The sequence below is a fragment of the Bacteroides thetaiotaomicron VPI-5482 genome (assembly GCF_000011065.1).
Lineage (GTDB): Bacteria > Bacteroidota > Bacteroidia > Bacteroidales > Bacteroidaceae > Bacteroides > Bacteroides thetaiotaomicron.
The window spans coordinates 3976332-4002028 of the sequence record NC_004663.1; the positions used below are offsets into that span (position 1 = coordinate 3976332).

At 44.9% G+C, this 25697-nt stretch carries 13 protein-coding genes; 4 read left to right on the forward strand and 9 right to left on the reverse strand.

The window, feature by feature from the left end:
* Positions 1 to 84: 84 nt before the first annotated feature.
* The 4 genes from mutS to BT_RS15830 all read right to left on the reverse strand — a co-directional run bounded on the left by mutS (position 85) and on the right by BT_RS15830 (position 6439).
* Positions 85 to 2673, reverse strand: a complete 2589-nt coding sequence (gene mutS / locus BT_RS15815; protein ID WP_011108646.1) for a DNA mismatch repair protein MutS — start codon at positions 2671 to 2673, stop codon at positions 85 to 87.
* Between the two features lie 373 nt (positions 2674 to 3046).
* Positions 3047 to 3916: an AraC family transcriptional regulator gene (locus BT_RS15820; protein ID WP_008767385.1), complete on the reverse strand. Its 870-nt coding sequence runs from the start codon at positions 3914 to 3916 to the stop codon at positions 3047 to 3049.
* A 24-nt stretch (positions 3917 to 3940) separates the two neighbouring features.
* A complete protein-coding gene (locus BT_RS15825; RefSeq protein ID WP_008767386.1) occupies positions 3941 to 4816 on the reverse strand; it encodes a DMT family transporter in 876 nt (291 codons plus the stop codon).
* 183 nt (positions 4817 to 4999) lie between these two features.
* Positions 5000 to 6439: a sialate O-acetylesterase gene (locus BT_RS15830; protein WP_011108647.1), complete on the reverse strand. Its 1440-nt coding sequence runs from the start codon at positions 6437 to 6439 to the stop codon at positions 5000 to 5002.
* 1145 nt (positions 6440 to 7584) lie between these two features.
* On the opposite strand from BT_RS15830, the gene leuS reads away from it, so the two are divergent.
* The 4 genes from leuS (at position 7585) to BT_RS15850 (ending at position 13122) form a co-directional block, all read left to right on the forward strand.
* Positions 7585 to 10419, forward strand: coding sequence for a leucine--tRNA ligase (gene leuS / locus BT_RS15835; protein WP_011108648.1), 2835 nt, complete (start codon positions 7585 to 7587; stop codon positions 10417 to 10419).
* A 151-nt stretch (positions 10420 to 10570) separates the two neighbouring features.
* The gene (locus BT_RS15840; RefSeq protein ID WP_011108649.1) at positions 10571 to 11488 is read left to right on the forward strand and encodes a YitT family protein; all 918 of its coding nucleotides are present in this window, start codon (positions 10571 to 10573) and stop codon (positions 11486 to 11488) included.
* A gap of 48 nt (positions 11489 to 11536) precedes the next feature.
* Complete coding sequence (locus BT_RS15845; RefSeq protein WP_011108650.1) at positions 11537 to 12118, forward strand: non-canonical purine NTP diphosphatase; 582 nt, start codon at positions 11537 to 11539, stop codon at positions 12116 to 12118.
* A 161-nt stretch (positions 12119 to 12279) separates the two neighbouring features.
* Positions 12280 to 13122 (forward strand): OmpA/MotB family protein, encoded by an 843-nt coding sequence (locus BT_RS15850; RefSeq protein WP_008767392.1) that lies wholly within the window; start codon positions 12280 to 12282, stop codon positions 13120 to 13122.
* A 133-nt stretch (positions 13123 to 13255) separates the two neighbouring features.
* Here the strand turns inward: BT_RS15850 and BT_RS15855 are convergent, their stop codons facing one another.
* The 5 genes from BT_RS15855 to BT_RS15875 all read right to left on the reverse strand — a co-directional run bounded on the left by BT_RS15855 (position 13256) and on the right by BT_RS15875 (position 25660).
* Complete coding sequence (locus BT_RS15855) at positions 13256 to 15463, reverse strand: GH92 family glycosyl hydrolase (RefSeq protein WP_011108651.1); 2208 nt, start codon at positions 15461 to 15463, stop codon at positions 13256 to 13258.
* A gap of 46 nt (positions 15464 to 15509) precedes the next feature.
* On the reverse strand, positions 15510 to 17666 hold the full coding sequence (locus tag BT_RS15860; protein ID WP_011108652.1) for an alpha-galactosidase: 2157 nt from the start codon (positions 17664 to 17666) through the stop codon (positions 15510 to 15512).
* 24 nt (positions 17667 to 17690) lie between these two features.
* Complete coding sequence (locus BT_RS15865) at positions 17691 to 19637, reverse strand: sialate O-acetylesterase (RefSeq protein ID WP_011108653.1); 1947 nt, start codon at positions 19635 to 19637, stop codon at positions 17691 to 17693.
* 8 nt (positions 19638 to 19645) lie between these two features.
* Positions 19646 to 21667, reverse strand: coding sequence for an alpha-galactosidase (locus BT_RS15870; RefSeq protein ID WP_048698132.1), 2022 nt, complete (start codon positions 21665 to 21667; stop codon positions 19646 to 19648).
* Positions 21668 to 21844: 177 nt separating this feature from the next.
* Positions 21845 to 25660: a hybrid sensor histidine kinase/response regulator transcription factor gene (locus BT_RS15875; protein WP_011108655.1), complete on the reverse strand. Its 3816-nt coding sequence runs from the start codon at positions 25658 to 25660 to the stop codon at positions 21845 to 21847.
* Positions 25661 to 25697 lie beyond the last annotated feature (37 nt).

Here is a 25697-nt window from a genome sequence, read left to right on the forward strand (position 1 = left end):
CTCCATTCTCCTCCTTCCGGAAGGAGGAGAGTTTAAAGTTACTAACGACTTTTTAGTCAGCCCCCGCATAAGTTATATCAGTTTTTATTTGCCTCTGACTATCTTCTTTATATCGTTCAGCTTATTCAACGCCTCAATCGGAGTAAGGTTATTCACATCCAGATTCAGTATCTCATCCCGAATCTGGCAAAGGATCGGGTCGTCCAACTGGAAGAAGCTGAGCTGCATACCGCTTCTGTTTTCACTGACTTCCGTCAATGGTTTGCCGGAAATACCTTGCTGGCGGTTGTCCGATTCCAGTTGCTTCAATATAGTATTTGCACGCTTCACAATACTCTTCGGCATACCTGCCATCTTTGCTACATGAATACCGAAGGAGTGTTCGCTTCCCCCACGCTCCAGCTTACGGAGGAAAATCACTTTATTGTCCACTTCCTTCACAGACACGTTATAGTTCTTGATGCGTTTGAAGGATTTCTCCATCTCGTTCAGCTCATGGTAATGCGTAGCAAACAGTGTACGGGCTTTCGCTTTCGGATGTTCGTGGATATACTCGACGATTGCCCAGGCAATGGAAATACCGTCATAGGTAGACGTACCACGTCCCAACTCATCAAATAACACCAGACTTCTGGAAGAGACATTATTCAGAATATCCGCAGCCTCATTCATTTCCACCATAAAAGTAGATTCGCCCACCGAGATATTATCGCTGGCACCTACACGGGTGAAAATCTTATCCACCAGACCGATATGGGCACTCTCCGCAGGAACAAACGAACCGATTTGCGCCAACAGCGTAATCAGTGCCGTCTGACGCAAGAGCGCGGACTTACCGGCCATATTGGGACCGGTGATGATGATAATCTGCTGTGACGCGCTGTCCAGCATCACGTCATTGGCAATATACTTCTCACCAATCGGAAGCTGCTTTTCAATCACAGGGTGACGTCCCTGACGGATATCCAGTACATCATTGTCCTCAATAACCGGACGGATATAATTATTCTCACGCGCCACATTAGCGAAAGACAACAGACAGTCCAGACGAGCAATCTGATTCGCATTAATCTGTATCTGCGGAATAAACTCCGTCAATGCCTGCACCAAATCGGTATATAACTGAGTCTCCAGCACGAGAATCTTATCTTCGGCTCCCAGAATCTTTTCTTCGTAAACCTTCAGTTCCTGCGTAATATAACGTTCCGCATTGACCAGTGTCTGCTTGCGAATCCATTCCTGCGGAACTTTATCCTTATGTATATTGCGGACTTCAATATAATAACCGAATACATTATTGTAAGCTACCTTCAGACTCGGAATGCCTGTCTGCTCACTTTCACGCTGCTGTATCTGCAACAGATAGTCTTTGCCGGAGTATGAAATACGGCGTAATTCGTCCAGTTCCTCATTCACACCATCTTTAATCACGCCCCCTTTGTTGATCAATAAAGGAGGGTCATTATTGATTTCTTTGGCAATCCGGTCGCGAATAGAAATACAAAGATTCAGCTGTTCACCTATCCGGTTCAAACTTGCGTTATCCGCTTCAAGACAAGCCTGCTTGATCGGTTCAATGGCCTGCAAGGCAACCTTCAACTGTACCACCTCACGTGGCGACACACGTCCTACGGCTACTTTGGAAATGATACGTTCCAAGTCTCCTATCAGATGCAACTGCTCCTCGATCAGCTCTTTAAAATCCGGCTGGCGGAAGAAGTATTCCACCACATTCAGTCGGTCGTTGATCGGCTTCTCATCCTTCAACGGGAAAACCATCCAGCGTTTCAGCAGGCGGGCTCCCATCGGACTGATGGTACGGTCGATCACGTTCAGCAAACTGCTGCCGCCGTCATTCATGCTGCCGATCAGCTCCAGGCTGCGAACTGTAAACTTATCCAGACGCACATACTTATCCTCCTCGATACGGGCAAGGGAAGTAATGTGACCGATCTGCGTATGCTGTGTCATCGTCAGGTATTGCAGGATAGCACCGGAAGCAATGATACCATTCTTCAGGTGCTCCACCCCGAATCCTTTCAGATTCTTTGTCTCAAAGTGTTTCAGTAGTTTCTCACGGGCAGTGGATTCGGTAAATACCCAGTCGTCCAGTTCGAATGTGAAGAACTTGCTGCCGAAGTTACCTTCAAACATCAGGCGTTTGCCCCGTTCGAAAAGAATCTCTTTCGGTCCGAAGTTATTCAGCAATTTGTCTACATAGTCAAAGGGACCTTCGGCGGTGAGGAACTCACCGGTAGATATATCAAGAAAGGCAACTCCACAGGAAGCCTTTCCGAAATGGACGGCAGCCAGGAAGTTATTCTCCTTATAATTCAGAACGTTATCATTGATAGATACACCGGGGGTAACCAACTCGGTAATACCTCTTTTCACCAGTTTCTTCGTCAGTTTCGGGTCTTCCAGCTGGTCACAGATAGCTACACGCTTTCCGGCACGAATCAGTTTCGGAAGATATGTATCAAGCGCATGATGGGGAAATCCTGCCATCTCGATAGTCTTTCCTTTTCCATTGGCGCGTTTTGTCAGTGTGATTCCTAAGATTTCGGATGCAACAATGGCATCGGTAGAATATGTTTCATAAAAGTCACCGCAACGAAACAGCATCACTGCATCCGGATGTTTGGCTTTCAAATCCAGAAACTGTTTCATCATGGGGGTAAGCACGATTTCTTCCTCGTTCACGGTTCGCTCCTTTTCTTTTTTGTTGAGTGAATAATGAGATTAACCTTGCAAAGATAACAGTTTTCCGGCAGAGAATCAACGGAATTTCCCGTTTCAATTTTCACAATTAGTGTTGCATCCTTTTAAAAAAGAAGGGTATATTTCTTAACAAGTAAAGGAAAACTATTAAAACGTGTTATAAAACATACTATTTTACTTGGATAATTTGCTAATTTCCCAATAGTCCGTATCTTTGCAATGTGTTTTTCATAGTATTAGATTTAAGGTTAACAAAGGTTGGGTCAAGGCGTTGACCCTTTTTTTATGTCCATACGTCCCGTTTGCCTCTTTCTTTCATTCATTTCTATTCAGCCAGCATCATCCTTTTATAGTAAGACGGAGTGAATCCGGTATGCTTCTTGAACGACTTATTAAAATGAGAAATCGTATCAAATCCGCACTCCACACTGATCTGCGAAATATTCATATCGCCCATGAGCAAGAGTTTACACGCATATCCTATCCGCATCTCCAATATGTAATTCTTGAATGATTTCCCCGTTTTGCTCTTGAAGAAGCGGCAGAATGCAGCAGGATTCATAGCTGCCAGAGAAGATATTTCATTCAGGTCAATCTGCCGTGTATAGTTCTTATTCAGGTAAACTATGATTTTGTCTATTCTCGATCCGTCGTAGATAATATCATTTTCAAAATCGGAAGTCGATAGCACAGACCGTGAAGCGACGTTTGCCATTTCTTTCAGAAGTTGCAGGAAAGAAGTAATCTGATCGACTCCTGTCTCCACCGGAATCGATTCAAGCAAATCAACCAGCCGCGGGGAGCATCCTGCGGGAAAGTAAATCCCCCGTTGCGCCTCTTCAAGCAGGTTCTTTATCTTCATAAAATGGGGATAATAATTGAAAGCGTGGTGCATGAAGTCCTTTTCAAACTGAATGATGGTCCCTGTTGTCCGAAGCGTACTGCCTTCTTGCCGATACACCTCATCGCTCTTCATATAATGAGGCAAATCGGAGCCTAGCAGAAGAATATCACCATCAGCGTATTTCTCCGCGTTATTTCCTACAAAACGCATTCCTGTGCCCTCCTTGACATAGATAATCTCATACTCCGTATGAAAATGCCACGGGTAAGTAAAATAAGGATAATCATAAAAACGAGCTTTCAGAGGAGATGACTTCGATATAGGAAGCTGCTCATTCATCATTTTTCTCATAATCTACTCTATTTCTTATCTACTCTATTTCTTTTCAGCCCAATATACCCCGCAGACAATACAAGCTGCGCCGCCTAAAGCGACTAACGTAATCTTCTCATCCAGAATAAGGAACGATGCAATCATCGTGACCAGAGGATTGAGATAAATATAATTGGATGCCCGTACCGTTCCCAACTGTTTTAACACCACATTCCAGAGTACATAGCAGATCAGCGAAGCCAATACGGCCAGAAACAGAAGGTTGAACAGAACGGCAGGTTGAAGAAGTACAGCGGTATCGGGATGCAGGGGATGCAGGAGGAAGGCAGGCAGAATCGTCAGTACTCCGTAAAAGAAAATCTTGCGGGTGATAAATATGGTAGGATAACGCCCGGCCATCTTTTTAATAATCAGACTATAGAATGCCCATGATAATGCGGCAAGCAAAGTCAGCAGATCGCCTATCGGAGATATTTTGAGCACAAAACTGCCGTTAAAGACAATTAGCCCTACCCCCATCAATGCCAGCAGGGAACCGTATATCAGTCCTTTCGATGCCTTTTCACTTTTATAGAAAAGCAGGGAAAGGATAGTAGTCAGCAAGGGAGCCGTGCAGATGATAAACGATACATTCGACGCCTGGGTGATGCCTAAAGCGGTATTCTCTGTAAAGAAATAAAGGGAGCCACCGAATATACCGCCTGCTACCAGCCACAGTTCATCTTGCCAGTTATTGGTGAACAGACGTTTGGGAGAAATTACCCAGATGCCAAGGTATGCAATCAGAAAACGGTAAAAGAAGATTTCCTGAGGTGTCAGCCCGTGGTTTATCAATACTTTAGTCGAAATGAATGTCAGTCCCCAGATAGCTACTGTTAGTATGGCAATCAGATGATAGTACCCATGCTTTAGTTCCATAATTATGGTTTTAATGAGAATGCAAAGATACAGGGATTCATGGATATACCCACTGACTTTGATAGATATATTTTCAACAAAATTTCGCCGAAAGAGAACCGGTTATACATCCGGATATAACAAGAAAGCGAATATCCGGATGTCTGATAAAATAGCTGTATCTATTCAGGTAATCGTCTGCTTTTACCAGTTATCCGTCCGGAAGGGTGCCGCGGGGATGCCATGAATACTGAAAATACTTGCTTCCACATAATTCTTATACGCATACCGCACGGCAACGGGATGAGAGACTTTGTCACTCGAAACCGCCAGTCGGGCAGTCGTGGTTTCTATTTCGGCAAAAGCCGGATAGAATACTTTATCCTCGCCCGCAATCTCAAATCCTTTAAGAGATGTCCACATCGGACTTAGGCCGCGTTGGGCATTGTAGAAGTTTATATAGATTTTATTCTCCTGTATCTCCATCGATTTATAAACAGGGGGAGCGTATCCGAATCCTTTCATGCCGTAGGTCTGCGCCAATGCCCAATACGCCAGTCGGTTCCCTACCGTCTCCTTGTCTACGGGATGGATGAAAACAGGGTGGCCGACATCCATCGTCGTAACCATGCCGCTATTTGGTATATCCTTCATATTCTGCAACTGGACCTCACGCAGGCGGGCAGCCGATGTACCGTCGGCTCCTTCGTAATCGAAAGGCGCTATCTGCACAAAGTAGAAAGGAAGTTCGCCCCTGCCCCATTTCGCACGCAAGTCAGCCACAAAGGCAGGCATAAGGCTCTGGTAAAGATCGGCATTGTCACGGTTGCTTTCGCCCTGATACCACAAGAAGCCTCTCACTGCAAAATTAGTCAAAGGAGCTATCTTGCCATTGTAGAGTACACACGGAGTGGCGGTAGGATTCTTCACTTCAGCATCGTTATCGAGGATGGAAAGATCAATGCTACTAAAAGGCTTTATGGATTCTCTGCTCATCCATGCCTCTATTTTTGATCCTCCCCACGTAGAAACGACGATGCCGACCGGAACTTCCAGCACTTCCTGTATATAACGCGCAAAATAATAAGACACGGCGCTGATATGGGAAACGTTTACCGGCGTATTTTCCAGCCATTCGCCCTGGCAGTCCTCCACAGGCGTTTTACTAAACTGGCGTACCCATCTCCCATCCTTTGAATCTGTAGTATACATTCGGATAGGCGTGGATGGTTTGGCTTTGGCAATAATGTCGTTCGTCCCTCTGACCGGTTGCCGGTCGAAACCGCCCATCGGCATCTCCATATTCGATTGTCCCGAACAGAACCAGACTTCACCGATCAGTACATTCTGCAACGTCAGTAATTCGCCGTCATTGAAGATGATCTTGTAAGGGCCTCCCGCAACAGGGGTAGATACTGTTAACGACCAGCCTCCCTTGCCATCCGATGAGGATTTATATGTCTGCCCGTTCCACGAAGTCTTCACCGTTACAGTAGCATTGGGACGGGCTTTTCCCCATAGTTTGACTTCTGCTTGCTGCTGTAATACCATATTATCTCCGAGTATGGAAGGTAATGTCACTTTAGCCTCACTTTTCATTGAAAAAGCAAGAGCTAAGAATAAAAAGCTGATAAGATATTTCATATATATTCAATTTATTTATTCGGTTAGTTACAACAGGATTGACCAATCTTCGGAATATATCCTACCGGAAGAGGTAGTCGGAATGAGATAAGCTTTAGCTTGTTATTCCAATAGTCTCTGCTTTTTTGCGCTTCAGCAAAGAAGGATGTAAGAAGCATTGTTAATAGTACCAGCAACTTTTTCATTTATTAGAATTTTATGATAACTGGCACAAATGTAAGTCCCGCTAGTTAATTTAGTAATTAATTTGCAATTAATTCGAGGAGAAAATAAAGGATATAGGTTGGAAAAAATACTTTTTAGTCGGTATCCAGGCTAGTTTAACGTTTATTTAAAGGCTTTTTCAGCTAACACTCTAAAAAGATTATCCCGACAGGACTTCAACTATAACCAGTATACACTCACATTTTATCCATATTCTTTGTATTATAAACGATCAAACAATCCTCCCCAAATATACTCACATTAATACGTATATAATAATACCAAATGAAAGAAACATATTATCCAAAAGTCTAACGAAAAAGAGAGTCTTACAGATAGAAGCGCCCGTTTGTAAACAAATCACCACTATCAAAACAGTCCTATTAATATATCATATTTTTACCACATAAAGAAAGGAAGAGAACTTTACTCAAAAAAAGTTTTCTCCCTTTCTTACACTACACCCCCGGAATCGAATAAACTCCTTCATCGTTTTTAATAAATAACGAGAGAGTTTATTATAAACGGTCCCCAAGTTTATTATAAACTATTTTTAGGCGTTTCCAGCAGCCTCAATGGAATTATTATAACAAAAATGGGCAAGAACCTTCGCAGTTTCTTGCCCATTCGTTATCCTGGCTATGCAATTCTGCACATCCACCTATTGAACTTATGTTATAATTTTTATATATCCTATCATTACTATTCCGTTTTATATTCCTCCAAATATACGAAATAAAAACAAGAAAGTCAATAGCCGGACGGTATTTGCCGTGATATTTCTTCATTTATCAGGTATTACCTTGTTATTCGGGCAATACCTTATTATAAAAGAAAGGTTTTTTTCACTCACTACGTGGTTATCTGAAAATAAACACGTAAATTTGCTGGCTCAAATTGAAATAACAGTATAAATCACTATAAATAAAAACTTTATCACTATGGAGTACAATTTCAGGGAGATTGAAAAGAAGTGGCAGCAAAGGTGGGTGGAAGAGAAAACCTACCAGGTTACGGAAGACGAATCGAAGCAGAAATTCTATGTATTGAATATGTTCCCTTACCCGTCAGGGGCCGGACTGCATGTAGGGCATCCGCTGGGATACATCGCTTCGGATATTTACGCCCGTTACAAACGACTGCGTGGCTTCAATGTACTCAATCCGATGGGATATGACGCATATGGTTTGCCAGCGGAACAATACGCTATTCAGACCGGACAGCATCCCGCAATCACTACTAAAGCTAATATCGACCGCTATCGCGAGCAACTCGACAAAATAGGCTTCTCTTTCGACTGGAGCCGCGAAATCCGTACGTGCGAACCCGAATATTATCACTGGACCCAATGGGCTTTCCAAAAGATGTTCAACAGCTACTACTGCAACGACGAACAGCAGGCACGCCCTATCCAGGAACTGATCGATGCATTCGCAATCTACGGAAACGAAGGACTCAACGCTGCCTGCAGCGAAGAACTCAGCTTTACCGCCAAAGAATGGAAAGCCAAAAGCGAAAAGGAACAGCAGGAAATCCTGATGAACTACCGCATCGCCTACCTCGGCGAAACGATGGTGAACTGGTGCCAGGCACTGGGAACCGTATTGGCAAATGACGAAGTCATAGACGGCGTCAGCGAACGCGGCGGCTTCCCCGTAGTCCAGAAGAAGATGCGCCAGTGGTGTCTGCGTGTATCCGCTTATGCTCAGCGTCTGCTCGACGGACTGGATACCATCGACTGGACCGAATCACTGAAAGAAACTCAAAAGAACTGGATCGGACGCTCCGAAGGTGCCGAAGTACAGTTCAAGGTAAAAGACAGCGATCTCGAATTTACCATCTTTACTACCCGTGCAGATACCATGTTCGGTGTGACCTTCATGGTTCTGGCTCCGGAAAGTGATCTGGTAGCCCAGCTGACCACTCCCGCCCAGAAAGCAGAAGTAGACGCCTACCTTGACCGCACCAAGAAACGTACGGAACGCGAACGCATCGCCGACCGCAGCGTGACCGGTGTATTCAGCGGTTCGTATGCTATCAATCCGTTTACAGGTGAAGCAGTGCCCATCTGGATCAGCGATTACGTATTGGCAGGATACGGAACAGGAGCCATCATGGCCGTACCCGCCCACGATAGCCGCGACTATGCTTTCGCCAAGCATTTCGGACTCGAAATCCGCCCGTTGGTAGAAGGTTGTGACGTAAGCGAAGAAAGCTTCGATGCCAAGGAAGGTATCGTCTGCAACTCTCCGCGTCCGGATGTAACTCCGTACTGTGATCTGTCTCTGAACGGACTGACCATCAAGGAAGCCATTGAAAAGACCAAGCAATATGTGAAAGAACATAATCTGGGACGTGTGAAAGTGAACTACCGTCTTCGCGACGCCATTTTCTCACGCCAGCGCTACTGGGGGGAACCGTTCCCTGTGTACTACAAAGACGGAATGCCGTACATGATCGACGAAGACTGTCTGCCGCTGGAACTTCCGGAAGTAGACAAGTTCCTCCCCACCGAAACAGGCGAACCTCCATTGGGACACGCCAAGGAATGGGCGTGGGACACGGTAAACAAGTGCACGGTAGAAAACGAAAAGATCGACAACGTTACCATCTTCCCGCTGGAACTGAACACCATGCCGGGATTCGCCGGTTCTTCCGCATACTATCTGCGCTACATGGACCCGCACAACAACAAAGCATTGGTGGACCCGAAAGTGGACGAATACTGGAAAAACGTAGACCTTTATGTAGGAGGAACGGAACACGCTACCGGACACTTGATCTACTCCCGTTTCTGGAATAAGTTCCTGCACGATGTAGGTGCATCGGTAGTAGAAGAACCGTTCCAGAAGTTAGTAAACCAAGGCATGATTCAAGGCCGCAGCAACTTTGTATATCGCATCAAAGATACTCACACCTTCGTTTCACTGAACCTGAAAGACCAATACGAAGTGACTCCACTTCATGTGGATGTAAACATCGTATCCAATGATATCCTCGACCTGGAAGCATTCAAGGCATGGCGTCCCGAATATGCGGAAGCAGAGTTTATCCTCGAAGACGGAAAATACATCTGCGGATGGGCGGTTGAGAAGATGAGTAAATCAATGTTCAACGTAGTCAATCCGGATATGATTGTGGACAAATACGGTGCAGACACCCTTCGTATGTACGAAATGTTCCTCGGTCCGGTTGAGCAGTCCAAGCCTTGGGATACGAACGGTATTGACGGTGTACACCGCTTTATCCGTAAGTTCTGGTCATTGTTTTACAGCCGTACCGACGAATATCTGGTGAAAGACGAGCCTGCAACGAAGGAAGAGTTGAAGAGCCTGCACAAACTGATCAAGAAAGTAACGGGAGATATCGAACAGTTCTCTTACAATACGTCTGTCAGCGCATTCATGATCTGTGTCAACGAACTTTCCAACTTGAAATGCAACAAGAAAGAGATACTGGAACAGCTCGTTATCACCCTCGCTCCTTTCGCTCCGCACGTTTGCGAAGAACTGTGGGATACACTGGGACACGAAACTTCCGTATGTGACGCCGCATGGCCCGCATACAACGAAGAATATCTGAAAGAAGATACGATCAACTATACCATCTCCTTCAACGGAAAAGCACGCTTCAACATGGAGTTTGACGCTGATGCCGCTTCGGATGCCATCCAGGCTGCCGTATTAGCCGACGAACGTTCGCAGAAGTGGATCGAAGGCAAAACACCGAAGAAGATCATCGTGGTGCCGAAGAAGATTGTAAATGTGGTAGTTTAAAATAAGTAACAGGTAATAAGTAATAGGTAATAACCGCAGCTGCTTTCCGAGCATATCCGCAAGGTTAATACCTAATACTTAATACTTATTACCTGTACCTATCGACTACGACTTATTACCTATTACTTAATACTTATTACCTATTAATTAAATGCGCAAACCAGCAAAAGCGGAAATAATGAGAGAAGTGAAGGATTATATCTACATCACTCTCGGATTGATCAGTTATGCTTTGGGATGGGCGGCATTTCTGCTGCCTTACCAGATAACGACAGGGGGTACTACCGGTATCGGGGCTATCATTTATTACGCAACGGGATTTCCTATCCAGTGGTCGTACTTCATCATCAATGCGGTTCTGATGACATTTGCCATCAAGATATTAGGTCCGCGATTCAGCATAAAGACTACTTATGCAATTTTCATGCTGACTTTCCTGCTATGGATATTCCAGGTGTTGGTAAACAACTACATACAAACGCCCGATATGTCGGCCGACGGAAAACCTCTACTGCTCGGCAGCGGACAGGACTTTATGGCTTGTATCATCGGTGCGGCTATGTGCGGTGTAGGTCTGGGCATTACTTTCAATTATAACGGCAGCACCGGAGGAACGGATATCATCGCCGCTATTGTTAACAAATACAAAGACGTATCCCTTGGAAGGATGATCATGATTTGTGATGTGTTCATCATCGGTTCCTGTTACTTTGTGTTTCACGACTGGCGTCGGGTAATCTTCGGTTTCGTCACTCTGTTCATCATTGGTGTCGTGCTCGACTGGATTATCAACAGCGCCCGTCAGTCCGTACAGTTCTTCATCTTCTCCAAGAAGTATGATGAGATAGCCGACCGCATCATTAAAGATACAGACCGTGGGGTGACCGTGCTCAACGGTACCGGATGGTACAGCAAAAACGATGTAAAAGTATTGGTCGTACTGGCCAAAAGGCGTCAGTCGCTGGATATCTTCCGACTGGTAAAACGTATCGATCCGAACGCTTTCATCTCGCAAAGTTCCGTCATCGGGGTGTATGGCGAAGGGTTCGATCAGTTGAAAGTGAAATAAACAGGTGAATGAATCCGGATAATTCCGCTAAAAAACAAGAATAAGACAATGAAACGCAAACTTGTATTTGCCACCAACAATGCTCATAAACTCGAAGAAATAGCTGCCATCCTCGGGGATAAGGTAGAACTGCTCAGTCTGAATGACATTGACTGCCACACGGACATTCCCGAAACAGCCGAAACGCTGGAAGGAAATGCCTTGCTGAAATCTTCTTTTATCTACCGGAACTATCAGCTGGACTGCTTTGCCGATGACACCGGACTGGAAGTGGAAGCTCTGAACGGAGCGCCCGGAGTGTACTCCGCCCGCTATGCCGAAGGCGAAGGACACGACGCTCAGGCGAATATGCGCAAGCTGCTCCACGAACTGGAAGGAAAAGAGAATCGGAAAGCGCAATTCCGCACTGCCATTTCGCTGATTCTCGACGGAAAGGAATATCTCTTTGAAGGTGTGATCAAAGGGGAAATCATCAAAGAGAAGCGCGGAGATTCCGGCTTCGGTTATGACCCGATATTCAAGCCCGAAGGGTACGAACAGACTTTTGCCGAACTGGGAAACGAAACAAAGAACAAGATCAGTCACCGTGCACTGGCTGTACAGAAACTTTGCGAGTTTCTGCAACGCTGATTCTTTAGCATATTCCGCACAACAGCCTGTCTTGACATCAACGAAGTGCCAGCAGTAAAATTCTCTCAGGTCATTTCTTAACTATATGACACAGAGTTTAATAAAAGAATTTTTGTAATCTTCAGAAGAAAATTATTTCTTTGCAAAAAAAATAAAGCGTAATGAAGAAAATTGCATTATTTACTTTCCTTACATTGTTATTATGTACTTCATGTGTAACGAAAAAGAAGTTCATGATGACAGAAGCCGCACGTATTGCAAGTATCGACAGCTTGCAAAGTTTATTGACTGATTGCCGCAACACGGGCGACCAGCTGTCAGCACAAATCAAGAAGCTCCTGCGTGATACCACCCAGATGGGAAACAGTATCCGTCAGTATCAGAGCATGCTTAGTACTAACATGACGGAACAGGAAAAACTGAATGCCTTGTTGAGTCAGAAGAAAAACGAACTTAGCGAAAGAGAACGCACCATCAACGAGTTGCAGGACATGATCAACGCTCAGAACGAGAAAGTGAAACAACTGCTGAACAGTGTGAAAGACGCGTTACTGGGCTTTAGCACAGACGAACTGACGGTTCGTGAAAAGGATGGAAAGGTGTATGTGGCAATGTCGGACAAATTGCTGTTCCAGTCAGGAAGCGCCCGTCTGGATAAACGCGGAGAGGAAGCTCTCGGCAAATTGGCGGAAGTCTTGAACAAGCAGACCGACATCGACGTATTTATCGAAGGTCACACCGACAATAAACCGATCAACACCGTACAGTTCAAAGACAACTGGGATTTGAGCGTGATTCGTGCTACCTCCGTCGTACGTATCCTGATTAAGAACTACGGTGTAAATCCTTTGCAGATACAGCCCAGCGGTCGCGGCGAATATATGCCTGTTGACGACAATGAAACAGCGGAAGGCAGAAGCAAGAACCGCCGTACGGAGATTATCATGGCTCCAAAGCTGGACAAGTTGTTCCAGATGTTACAGACTTCCGAAGAGGTTAAATAAGAAAATAATAATAAGAGACTGTCAGGAGGTAGACAGTCTCTTATTATATAGAAACAAGGCTATAATATTTATTGCCCTATATGATATAACTCATCCATGTTTCTATTAGATACAATATCTGAATTCATACTGTTTACTTTCCCCATCCGGATGGTTTCTTACCCATCTTGAATACCATCGTACCACCGTTCATGATGTCCTGATGAGTGATGAAGAAATCTTTGTGTTTCTTCCCGTTCAAAGTCACCGACTGAATGTAGATATCTTCGGGAGACTTGCGGATGGTCCGGATACGGAACTCCTTATTACCTGCCAGTTTCAAAGTACACTCATCCAAAAGCGGGGAACCGATGATATACCGGCCGTCGGCAGGATTGACCGGATAGAATCCCATCGCACTGAATACATACCAGGCAGACATCTGACCGCAGTCATCATTTCCGGCATATCCCGAAGAAGTGTTGTTATACAGCGTGTTCAGAATATGACTGACATACTTTTGCGTCTTCCACGGCTGACCTGCAAAATTATAGAGATAAGCTACGTGATGGCTGGGTTCATTACCATGTGCATACTGTCCCACAAATCCCGAAGCGTTATGATTCATCTGCTCACTCTTATAGGTAGAGGTAAAAAAGGTATCCAGCTTTTGTTCAAAGGCTTTCGTTCCTCCTGTCAGTTCCATCAAGGCCTGGATGTTATGCGGAACATACCAAAAGTATTGCCATGCATTTCCTTCGGTAAACGGATGCCCGCCGTTTCCACCGTATTGATACGGGTCGAAAGGTTCGATCCATTCTCCCTTGTCATTCTTGGACTGGAAGAACTTCGTTTTCGGATGGAAAAGGTTCCGGTAATATTCGGAGCGTTTGTGGAATCGCTGATAATCGGCATCCTTGTTCAATTTTGCAGCCAGTTGGGCAACACACCAGTCATCAAAAGCCTGCTCCAGAGTGATGGAGACAGATTGAGTCTGAATGTTTTCGGGCATAAAGCCGTATTTCTCCCATACCTCAAAAGGAGAGTTGGGGTGTGAGGTTACCGAACTGTTATAGACTGCTTCATAGGCCTTCTCCATATCAATTCCGGGAATACCTTTCAGGATGGCATCAGTGATCACAGGGATGGAGTGGTTACCGATCATACAGTAATTGTCCTGTCCCCATAATTGCCAGATAGGCAGGTAGCCGTAATATTCATACTGGCGTATCATGCTCTTCACGAAGTCAGTCACCCGTTCGGGTTCCAGCAATGTGTAGAGAGGATGAGAAGCGCGGAAAGTATCCCACAGGGAGAATGTGGTGTAATGAGTTTCATTGTTCGCTACTTTGCGGGTCGTATAGTCGGCAGCCATGTATTCGCCGTTCACGTCGGACATGGTGTTAGGCTGTATCATGGTGTGGTAAAGAGCCGTATAGAATATCTCTTTCTGCACTTCCGTACCTTTCACTTCGATCTTTCCCAGTTGTTTTTCCCAATCAGCGTCCGCAGCAGCCACATAGCGGTCGAAATCCCAGTGCGGTGCTTCCTGTTCCATGTTCTGACGGGCATTCTCCATAGAGACGGATGAAAGGGCTACCTTACACGTCAGTGGTTTGCCATTCAGTTGGCCGAAACGGAAACAGCCATGAAGATTCGTACCGTTGATCACGGCTGTGTTTTCATGAACACGCCCGCCGTCTCTCAGCGTAGAAGTAAGGATAGGACTGGAAAACTCCATGTAGAAATAAATCTTGCGCAGTTTCGCCCATCCGGTGATGATACGGTAACCTTCCACTGCATGATCATTCAGAATGCGGATCTGAGAGTTAATGATCCGGCGTCCCCAACTGCCCTTATCTGCCGAGTGGTCCATATCCAATATAATCTCCGCATCTTTGCCGGCGGGATATTGATAGCGGTGGATACCGTTTCTCTGAGTAGTGGTAAGCTCTGCATTAATATTCTCATCTTTCAGCATTACCTGATAATAGCCGGGACGGGCCTTCTCTTCGTCATGCGTGAATGCGGAAGAAGTGCGTCCGCTACTGGTCGGCATCAATGTAATGTCGATCAGGTCCGAGGCTCCTGTCCCACTCAGGCGGGTATGGCTGAAACCGAAGATCGTATTCCGGTTATAGTCGTAGCCGGAAGCGTCCCCCCAATTGGGAGCTTCGCTGGTGTCCGGAGAAAGCTGTATCATACCGAACGGCGAGGTCGCCCCCGGGTAATTATTACCCGAAAGTCCCCCATCGATGGCCCCCGTTCCAATAAACGGATTTACATATTTAGTGATTTCCCCTGCCTGCAACGTAGCGAGAGTCAATGAAAATGCACATACACTTAAAAGTAATTTCTTCATGGTTCATGGTGTTTTTATAAGATATGTTTCTTATGTCTATGGCTTTTTATTCTTCTGTTATTTCAATGAGACGGCTGTTGAGCTGCTGTGTTGTGAAAAGATCCAGTCCGACGTTCATTAGATATTCTCCGGAGAAAACCTGGTTGTTACCCTTCAATGAGGAACCGCTACCGGGCATCATATTGATTTCCTTCACACGGTACTTCTTGTCGGCATTCAACCCTTGCAGGCGGACAGGCAATGTCTTTTCCGCATAGCGCGGATGGATATCGAAGGCAAATACCGCAGCCGTTTTCTTGTCCTTGCCTACAAACATGGAAGAAGTATGGTTGCTTCCGTAAGGAGAAACGAGGCGATACAAATCACCTTCAAGGATGACAGGTTTCAGACGGTTGTAGTTCTTGACTGCCTGATCACAGTAAAGGTGCTCATTCTGATTCATGTCTTCCAGTTTGATGTCGAATCCTAATTTGCACATCATGGCTACATCGGTACGGAACTTGATACTGGTTCCACGATTCCAAGTAGTGACGTGGGCACACAGTGTCTTACTTGGGAAGATCTGCGAATAGCCCCATTGGATAAACAGGCGTTCGATAGGATCGGTATTGTCGCTTGGCCAGAACTCTGTGAAGTACTTCAATGCTTCATAGTCGGAGCGTCCGCCGCCACCGGCACACAGCATCATCGGAAGATTAGGATATTTAGCCTTGATTCTGTCCAGCACCTTGTAAAGTCCGCGCACATAATCAACGTACAGATGAGACTGTTTATCTTTCAGATACACCGAATAGATATTCGTAATCGGGCTGTTGCAGTCCCATTTGAAGAAAGCGATGCCGGGATATTTGGTCATCAGGTTGTCCACCACGCCGAATACATGATCCTGTACTTTCGGATTGCTAAGGTCGAGCACCATCTGGTTGCGGAAGTAGTATTCATCACGGTTAGGCAGATGAATCACCCAGTCCTTATGCTTTTCGTAAAGCTCGCTTTTGGGATTTACCATTTCCGGCTCTATCCATATACCGAACTTGATACCTTTCTTTTGTGCTTCTTCAACAAGACGCCCTACTCCGTTCGGAAGTTTGTCGGCAGTCTCTTCCCAGTCGCCCAACCCCTGATGGTCACTGCTACGGGGATATTTGTTGGCAAACCAACCATCGTCCAGCAGGAACATATCTACGCCCAGCTTGGTAGCCTCATCCATCAAGCCGATCAGTTTATTTTCATCAAAGTCAAAATAGGTAGATTCCCAGTTGTTGAGCAAAGTCATGCGGGTATCATTACCGTTTTTCACCTGATGATTGCGCGCCCAGTCATGGAAGTTACGGCTGGCCTCACCTTTCCCCTGCGTGCTGTAAGTGAAATAGAAGTCCGGAGTACGGAACACTTCTCTGGCGGGCAGGCTGTATTCGGAGTCGTACGGGTTGATACCGCTGATAATACGCAGTTCGTTTTTGTTGTCCACTTCGAAAGTAAAGCGAAAGTTACCCGTCCATCCGATGGTTCCTACCAGCACTTCGCCTGCATTCTCCTGCGAAGGATTGTCAAGAGCCAGCTGGAAGAAAGGAGATACAAACATATTGGCACGTGCACCCAACTTCGTATCGATCACCTTTTTACCGAAAGCCAGTTCTCTTTCGGTCACGTTGGCTTCGTGTGCCCAGTCACCGGAAAATTCAGTCAGGAAATACTTGCTGCTGTTCAGGTGAAGCATTGATGAAGCATACTTGCAAAGTATCACAGGTTTCTTCTCTTCATGGCTGATTTCAGTAAACGTACGGATAATGTTCTCTTTGCCGTAAGCCACATAATGCAGCTTCACGGTCACAGGGTATTTATCATCCTTAAGGGTAATTACGGTTTCGTTGACCCCGTTACCGATGGCATTGCTCGAATGATCTACGTATTTCAGCAGCAATGAAGAGTTATTATCGTTATGACGTATGTGAATAGCCGGTTCAAAGTAGTCCTCCATACCGTGAGTCAGATAAGCTTCAGTCCCTTGTGGCAGATACTGGATATCGGAATCATGGTTAAGCTTTTTGCCCAAGTATTTCTGATACAGACGTCCGTTGTCAGCTACTTGATAGATAAGGCTGGTCCGTTCGGTTTCTATTTTGATCAGCGGCTTGTCGGCAGCCTGCAAAAGAGAAAAAGAACTCAATAGAAAAAAAAGTAAGAATGCTTTTAATTTCATGGTTTACATTGTTATGGTTGATATTTATTCTCTGGTGCGGAACGGGGGTACGGGAAGCCCGTTCTTGCCATATAGATTACAAACAGGATTGTCTGCCCACGCATAGCAGGCCGCCGTCGGTATTTCTATCCGGTCGGATTGCAGAATGACTTCTTTTCCCCGGATAATAGCCTGTGCCGGAACGTATTTCCCGTCCGGTCCTGCCAGTATAAAGCCTTTCGGAGTACCTTCTTTGGCTACTACTTCCTGATCGAAACTAAGAATCAGCGTACGTCCCGAAATGCGGTATCCAAGGAATGCGGGCACTTCGTATGTACCTTTGTTATAGGTCTTCGCCAATGCCGCTTGCGCCAGTCGCTTTCCTACTTCCTGTTTGTTTTTCGGGTGGATATCATAAGCTTCGCCGAGGTCGATGGCACATGCCATACCTGTATTAGGTAGGTGCAGCGCATGTGCCTGTGCATCACGGAGAGCCGCCCATTTGGAGTCCGGCTGTACTTCTTCCGGCTTCAGATAATTGGCCAACTGCACAAAGTAGAAAGGAAAATCCTGTTTCCATGCCCTTCTCCAATCTGTAATCATTGATTGGAAAAGTACTCTGTACTGCTCGTCGAATCCTACATTATTTTCTCCCTGATACCAGATAGCGCCCTTGATAGGGAAGACGGTAAAAGGATGTATCATTGCATTGTAAAGTACGGTCGGATAGCAGGATGTCGGCCAGCCGGTTCCTTCGGGAGACAATGGTCTAGAAGGTGCACCGGTCATCGATACTCCGGTGTGATAGTTCCAGTTGCCCGCCAAGGAAATCTTCTTGTCGTTCGCTTCCATATACATCTGCTGAGGTTCTCCGTGGATACCGCCTTCGCCGCCATAATCTATGGCACGGATGGTGATAACCCCTTTGCCTGCCTTTGCCAAGGCTGCGGGAATCTTATAAGTACGCATCGTATTGCATCCCGAAGTTCTTCCTATCTCCTTCCCGTTAAAGTAAGTAACATCGTCGTCGTCGATCATAGCCAGATGGAAGGAGATTTCCTTGCCGTTCCAGTCAGCAGGTATTTCCACTTCTTTCTGGAACCAGACAGTGCCGTCAAAATTCAGTCCGCGAGTTTCCCAATAAGCGGGCAGTTCCATCGGTTTCCATTCATTCCCTGTCTGAAGAGCTGATATCCATTGGGGAACTCCGTCTTTGAATCCGGCATCCTTGGCATCAAACTGCTGAAGCCACTCGTCCATTTCCCGATGGTAAAGTTCGACAAGTTTCTCTCTTTGGAAGCCTGCGCTTTCCATTTCGGCCATCTTTTTCTGAAATCCCACGACTTGCTTCAATGTCTGATGGCTTGTCCATGATTCGGCAGGTGTGCCGCCCCAAGTGCAGTCAATCACCCCAACGGGCACATTCAGTTCTTTCCACAACTTACGGGCATAGAAATAAGCAACGGAAGAAAACTCCGGTACAGTAGCGGAACTACATTCCTGCCAGCCGTTCATATTCATTTCTACGTTATCCTGCGGAGAGAAAGCGACGGTCTTCTTTACCTGCAACAGACGGATGGAAGGATAATCGGCATCGGCAACCTCCTGTTCGTAATTCATCACTTTTCCCCATCCGGCAACGGGCATTTCCATATTCGACTGACCGGAACATATCCAGACTTCGCCCGATAAGACGTTGTTCAACACTAGTTTCTCACCATCCGAAACAATGATCTGATAAGGTCCTCCGGCAGGCGGAGTCGGGACTTCTATGCTAAAATGACCATCAGCTGACGCTTTAGCCGTATATTTCTCATGATTCCAGCTCACCTTCACAGTCACTTGTTTACCGGCTTTTGCTTTTCCCGGCAACGTCAGCTGACTGTTTTGCTGAATAACCATATTATCGGTAAAGAATGACGGCAATGTGACCTTCGCTTGCGCAAAGGCTGCCACACATAACGATAAGAGTGTTAATTGATATTTTTTCATTTCTTCGGTTATTTAAATTCAAGTAATTGCACGTCTTTGGAGGGTACGGTCACTTCAAGCTGTCCTGTGGCAAAAGTCTCATTGCCGCTCCACAACTCTTTCACCTGATAGCCGCGTGCCTTGTCCAATCCTATTCTTTCTAACGAAAGCACAGTTGTCTGTTCCTGGTCCGAGTAGTTGAATACCGCACAATGGAAACGACCATCGGGTGTCTTCCTTACAAAGATATGTTCCGACTTCTCTCCGTTTCCTTCCACGGGACGGAACACTTCTCCTGTCGCTACTGCATTCACTGCCGCATTGGTCAGATATTTCTGTGACTTTTCTTTGGCGTCTTTTCCTCCTCCCGCACTGAAATCGTCTCCTGTAATGTAAATACCCGTAATGACACCCGAAGTAATACGGGCACGGTTTTCTCCGTCGGTAGCATCTCTCAGTACAATATGATCGGCATCGTTATATTGATAGATATACTTCTGCCACCAGCCGTATGAAAGAGCGTTCAATGTATATTCGGTATCCTTGATCTGATTCCACGCATCACAGGCTATTCTGCGTGACTGCGCATACTGGGCAGGGAAGACAGGAGAAATGGAGAGATTGATATACATATCTCCAAAATATTGATTGAGCAGTTTCATGCCATAATTATATCCCTGTATACCTGTGGTAATCTCAGGATTATACCATTTGTCCGCTTCCATCGCACCGTGTGTCATGAAGTCCATCTTCACATACTCGAATCCTGCACGGTGGAACAAACCGGAAGTCTTCTTCATCATAGCTTCCACTGCCGGATGCGTTGGATCGACTGCATAAGCGCCGTCCAGTTCCTGCGGCTTTCCGTTGGCATAGAGATAGATATCTTTGTATTTATATTCCGGTGCGGCATCTACCGTCCGTTCCGGATCGCGTGCCCAGTCGGTGAACGGAGTCCAGTAGATACCACCGATCTGTCCGTTCGACTTACATTTTTCGATAAATGACTTCAGTTGCTCCTCATTCATACAGTCCCAACCGGAATCCAGACCGATATAGACAGTCTGATCAGGGTTTACAAAATGATTATTCTGCAGATTCTCCTTGAAATAATCGGAGACTTCCATCGCTTTCTCATAAGTCAGATTGAATTGTAATGCCCCCCAGCTGTTCCAACCAAATGGAACAGCTTTCTCCCATGCTTTGGGAGGGGCAATTACAGCGTTGGCTTTTGCATACGCTTCAAGTCCATCGCACCAATCTTCAAAGAAACCCAAAAAGACTTTAGGGGATTTAATCTTTTTACCTGCTAATGCACCGTGAGCCTTTACGTCACGAGTCTGCTCATCTGCTATGCCCCCATAACATACCAGCGAACCAATGTTATCACGATCCCCCTTACCTATTGAAATACCTGTTTTCCAGTTATCATGTTCTACGGAGCCGATCACCAGACCGTTCCGGCTTTCATTATTGAATATGGCTGTCACTTCATAACTCACCAATGTATCGAAACCAAGCGGGTGAGACTGATATCTGATCCATTTGTCATTGTCGAACGGAACAAAAAGAGCACGGTTATCACCTGCCTGCAAGAATCCGGATATAGAATCGACATTAACAGGAGCCATTCTGCCGGAACGGATTTCCTCTTTCGCTTCGACCGTAAAATCGGTCAGTATATATTCCTTACCCGGATAAAGATAGAAATACTGAGTCAGCTTCGGAAGCTCCTTATCCGTATACTCCACCTTATATATATGTCCTTTCCCGAAAGAATCGGAAACTTTGCCCGTACTGATTTTATGGCGGGCATAGTCACTTGTCTTGATCTCCTTCCCTTCCCATTGATAGGAAGCATACATTCCGTTACAAATATTTTTTGACTTATAAGTGAGTGCTATTCCCCCTTGCTGATCATCGTAAGTTATATTCCATACATCGGTAGAGAAAATCTTGTCTCCACTGGCACAGTTGGAAATGAAAAGAAACAGAAGAAGCATCAGGGATACTCCCGACATTTTTTTTAGTAGTAGCTTTTGGTTTTTCATATGGTACAATGTTCTTATGTAAAAAAATAAAGCATACCCGAATAAGAAACCTTTTTCTCTTATTGAGGTATGCCACAAAGGTAAGGATTGGCATCTCCTTTACTATATACAAACGATTCAAAAAATGATAAAAATACGGCAAATAAGCTCCAATGCGGGCTAAAAGAGGTATTTTATCTATTTTGTGCCCTCTCCTGCCTCGACATTCTTTATCTCCTGCGTGATAATGATCTGCTTGCCGGATTGATATTGTTTCTCAAAATCTTTGGGTGTCATGCCGAATTGTTTCAGGAATAACTTGCTGAAATAAGACGGCGAATTGATGCCGACCATATAGCAGATATCTCCGATCCGGTATTTACCTTCCTGGATAAACTCGGCTGCCTTTTTCAACTTGATCAACCGGATAAAATCGAGCGGAGACAAGTTGAACAGTGTCTTGATTTTCCTTAACAAACTAGAACGACTCATGCAGAGTATATCCGCCATCCGTTCTACACCGAAATTATCATCGGTTATGTTATCTTCAATGACCTTGATCACTTTATTCATAAATTCCTCGTCCGCCTTGTTCATCTGCATATTGTTGACAGAGAAGAAGGGGCGTTTCGCAAAGGCTTCTCTTTCCCTGCGCCTGTTGTCAAGCAAGGACAGGACTTGTTCTTTCAGATAATTGAAAGAGAAAGGTTTCTCAACGTATGCTTCCGCACCATATTTCAGACCGTTGATTTTGCTGTCGATGTCATTCTTGGCTGTCAGGAAGATAATAGGAATATGAGAAAGCTCCATATCCGATTTTACTTCCTTGCAGAGTTGGTATCCGTCCATTACAGGCATCATGATATCACTGATGATCAAGTCGATATGGCTGCTTCTCAATATTTCCAGTGCTTCTACCCCGTTCATCGCTGTCTCTACGGTGAAGTTTTCCTGCAAGCGTTCGAGAATAAAGGTCAGCATACTTTCGTTGTCTTCTACCAACAGAAGGGTATATCCATACATATCGGCCGTGACGGGCGTATGTTCGTCCAGCTCGACAATGTCTTTCTGTATGGCTTTGTTGTTCTCCTGTTTAATGCCCTCCATATTCAAAGGAATGGTCAGTACAAACATATTGTTTTCCTGACGGGTATCCAGATAGATCGTGCCTTTGTGCAGGGATGCCAACGAACGTGCCAGAGACAAGCCGATGCCTACTCCATTACGGGGCTTCTCCTTTCTGTCCACCTGATAGAACGGTTCGAATATATATTGGCTGACTTCGGCCGGAATCTTGTTTCCATCACTGGTGACACGAATCGTAAAGCTGTCTTCTCCCTTTTCCAGTTCTACCAGTACATTCTGGCTAGCATACTTCAGCGCATTATTGAGCAGGTTGCTCAGTATCTTGGTGATTGCTTCTTTATCTACAGCTGCCCACACCTGCTCATCTGTCGATTTTAACTGCAATTCTTTCCGGTTCAGGCTGAACGTCACTTCAAAGCGTGCCACGATTCCGGCAAGAAGTTCGGTAATGTCCACGCTCTCAAATTTCATGGTCAGCTTGTTGGCACCGATCTTCTGGAAGTCCAGCAGTTGTCCGGTAAGTTCCAGCAGGCGTTTGGTGTTCTGGACCATCACACTGATATACTTCTTCATCTTGGGCTCCTGTATCTCCATTTCCTCAATGGCTTCGAGAGGACCGTTGATCAGTGTCAAAGGGGTACGCACTTCGTGCGCTATCTCTGTGAAGAAGTCCACTTTGGATTCGTACAGTTCCTTCTCCTTTTCGATCTCGAACAGCTTTTGCCGTTCTTCCAGTTGTTTCTCCTTGCGGCGTTTGTACCATAAGATGGTGCCAACCACGATCAGGATAATACATACGGTATATACAATGTAAGCAATGATAGACTGCCACCACGGAGGAAGAATGATAATAGACAGAGAGCGTGTGGACGACTCGGACTTGCTGCCGTGAGTAGCCTGCACACGGAAGGTGTATTTTCCCGGCGGAAGTTTGGCATACGAGATGTTCTGGTTGCTGGCTGCCCGTACCCAATCCCTGTCAAGCGGTTCCATACGATAATAGTATTGGTTGGACTCGGCCGTAGAGTAGCTGAGCAATGCCACATCAAAGCTTATATTGGCCTGGTCGTAAGGCAGGACGATTTCATCCGTATGTACAATACATTGTTTCAGGGGTGATTCAGGAGTATGCACCGTCACCTCCTTATTATATATACTGAACTTGGAAATGTAAACAGGCGGAAGCGGCTTTTCCTCCTCCTGAACAGTAGGATCGAACGCGATCAATCCGTCCACCCCTCCGAAGTAGAACCTTCCATCCTGAGCTTTCAATGCCGATTGATAATTGAACTGATTACCCAGCAATCCGTCCTTATTGGTAAAGACACGTACATCTCCACTCTCGGGATTGAACTTGACCAATCCTTTATTGGTGCCAAACCACAGATTTCCGGCATCATCTTCCAATATGTTGTAAGCTACGTCATCCGGTAGTCCGTCTTCAATACTGAAAGTGGTAAAGTTGTCCTGCGCTTCATTATATCTGCATATACCACCACGGTCGGTAGAGAACCATATATTCCCTTTACTGTCCTGCATGATGGAGCTGACGGAGTTGGAGCTTAGAGAGTTGTCAACTCCTTCCTTATAAGAATAATTCTTATAAGAATTATTCTTAGGATCACATTTCCAAACACCATTTCCCATAGTAGCAAGCCAAATTGTACCATCTCTAGCCTCCATTATATCGAAAACCCAGTTATATCCTACTTCTTCCACACGGTGAAATTTCCTTTCCTTAGGTTGTGATACATATAATCCCCACCCAGGTCCTATCCAAGTACGACCTTTACTATCTTTTAAAAAACTATATACACTTCCTTCTTCAATACCCAAATCCTTATCACTGACGTATTTAAGATGTTCACCAGGTATACTAATATCATTCATTCCTTGTTTAAATAATCCAACATATATATGATTTTCATAATGTTTTACTGATAGTGTAATGAGACGACCTGGAACATTATCATATATCTGATGTACTTTACCTGTTCGAGGATCCAATACATTAACACCATTATCTTCAGTACCTATCCAAATACACCCATTATTATCTTCTGCCAATCCACGGATACGTTTGGTATTTAAAGAATATGAATCGCTTCCCGGTACATATTTAGCAAAAGTCAAGATACGATTAGGCAGATAGTTGACACCTCCAAACATTGTTCCAATCCAAATTCCTCCTTCATAATCTTTATAAATAGAATAAATACTATTATCCGATAAACTAAATGAACGCATCAGGTCTTCTTTCAAATGAATAACATTATTTTCTTTCTCATTAATAATGAAAATTCCATGAAGAGAACCTACCCAAATTTCATCTCCAAAACACATTACATCTCGCAAAAATGTTTTTTTCTCACCAAGGAACGAAACTTCACTCAACTCATCTGTTCGAGTATTATATTTCAGCAAATCTCCTTCATGTATTCCCAAAATAGCATTTTCTTTCTGAAAACAAATACTTATAATTGTTTTGTCAATTAACGAACGTCCCATTCGGTCTGTCAAATATTGTTCAAAATTATCATCCCGATAATTGTACTTGAATAAACCTATTCCTGATGTACCTACCCATACTTCGCCCTGCTCATTGATACAAATACATTCCGGATTATTATTTTTTAAATTGTCTTTATCTATCAATGAATAATGATGTACCTTTCCGTCTTTATAACGAAAAAGTCCCTGATCAGGAATCAACACCCAAATATTATCTAGTGAATCAGACAGAATTTCCGCTACCCAGTTATCAAGAGTTATCCCTTCTGATGAAGCTATTTTGAAACGTTTAAATACATCGACCGCCGGATTATATATATTAACATAAAGCTCTAAAGCAGTCAAAGGAGAATAAGAGAGGTTGGAACGTAAACAGTTGGGAATGAGCAGATTTGCACAAAGTTGCCAAATCGGCATAAAGCAAGCGAGTGAGGAATATTGAAGTAGTTCAGTT

What these genes read in the sequence shown, in the direction of transcription:
- mutS (WP_011108646.1), bottom strand. Translation starts at nt 2,673, where the DNA reads ATGATGAAACAGTTTCTGGATTTGAAAGCCAAACATCCGGATGCAGTG.
- BT_RS15820 (WP_008767385.1), bottom strand. Translation starts at nt 3,916, where the DNA reads ATGAGAAAAATGATGAATGAGCAGCTTCCTATATCGAAGTCATCTCCT.
- BT_RS15825 (WP_008767386.1), bottom strand. Translation starts at nt 4,816, where the DNA reads ATGGAACTAAAGCATGGGTACTATCATCTGATTGCCATACTAACAGTA.
- BT_RS15830 (WP_011108647.1), bottom strand. Translation starts at nt 6,439, where the DNA reads ATGAAATATCTTATCAGCTTTTTATTCTTAGCTCTTGCTTTTTCAATG.
- leuS (WP_011108648.1), top strand. Translation starts at nt 7,585, where the DNA reads ATGGAGTACAATTTCAGGGAGATTGAAAAGAAGTGGCAGCAAAGGTGG.
- BT_RS15840 (WP_011108649.1), top strand. Translation starts at nt 10,571, where the DNA reads ATGCGCAAACCAGCAAAAGCGGAAATAATGAGAGAAGTGAAGGATTAT.
- BT_RS15845 (WP_011108650.1), top strand. Translation starts at nt 11,537, where the DNA reads ATGAAACGCAAACTTGTATTTGCCACCAACAATGCTCATAAACTCGAA.
- BT_RS15850 (WP_008767392.1), top strand. Translation starts at nt 12,280, where the DNA reads ATGAAGAAAATTGCATTATTTACTTTCCTTACATTGTTATTATGTACT.
- BT_RS15855 (WP_011108651.1), bottom strand. Translation starts at nt 15,463, where the DNA reads ATGAAGAAATTACTTTTAAGTGTATGTGCATTTTCATTGACTCTCGCT.
- BT_RS15860 (WP_011108652.1), bottom strand. Translation starts at nt 17,666, where the DNA reads ATGAAATTAAAAGCATTCTTACTTTTTTTTCTATTGAGTTCTTTTTCT.
- BT_RS15865 (WP_011108653.1), bottom strand. Translation starts at nt 19,637, where the DNA reads ATGAAAAAATATCAATTAACACTCTTATCGTTATGTGTGGCAGCCTTT.
- BT_RS15870 (WP_048698132.1), bottom strand. Translation starts at nt 21,667, where the DNA reads ATGAAAAACCAAAAGCTACTACTAAAAAAAATGTCGGGAGTATCCCTG.
- BT_RS15875 (WP_011108655.1), bottom strand. Translation starts at nt 25,660, where the DNA reads ATGCCGATTTGGCAACTTTGTGCAAATCTGCTCATTCCCAACTGTTTA.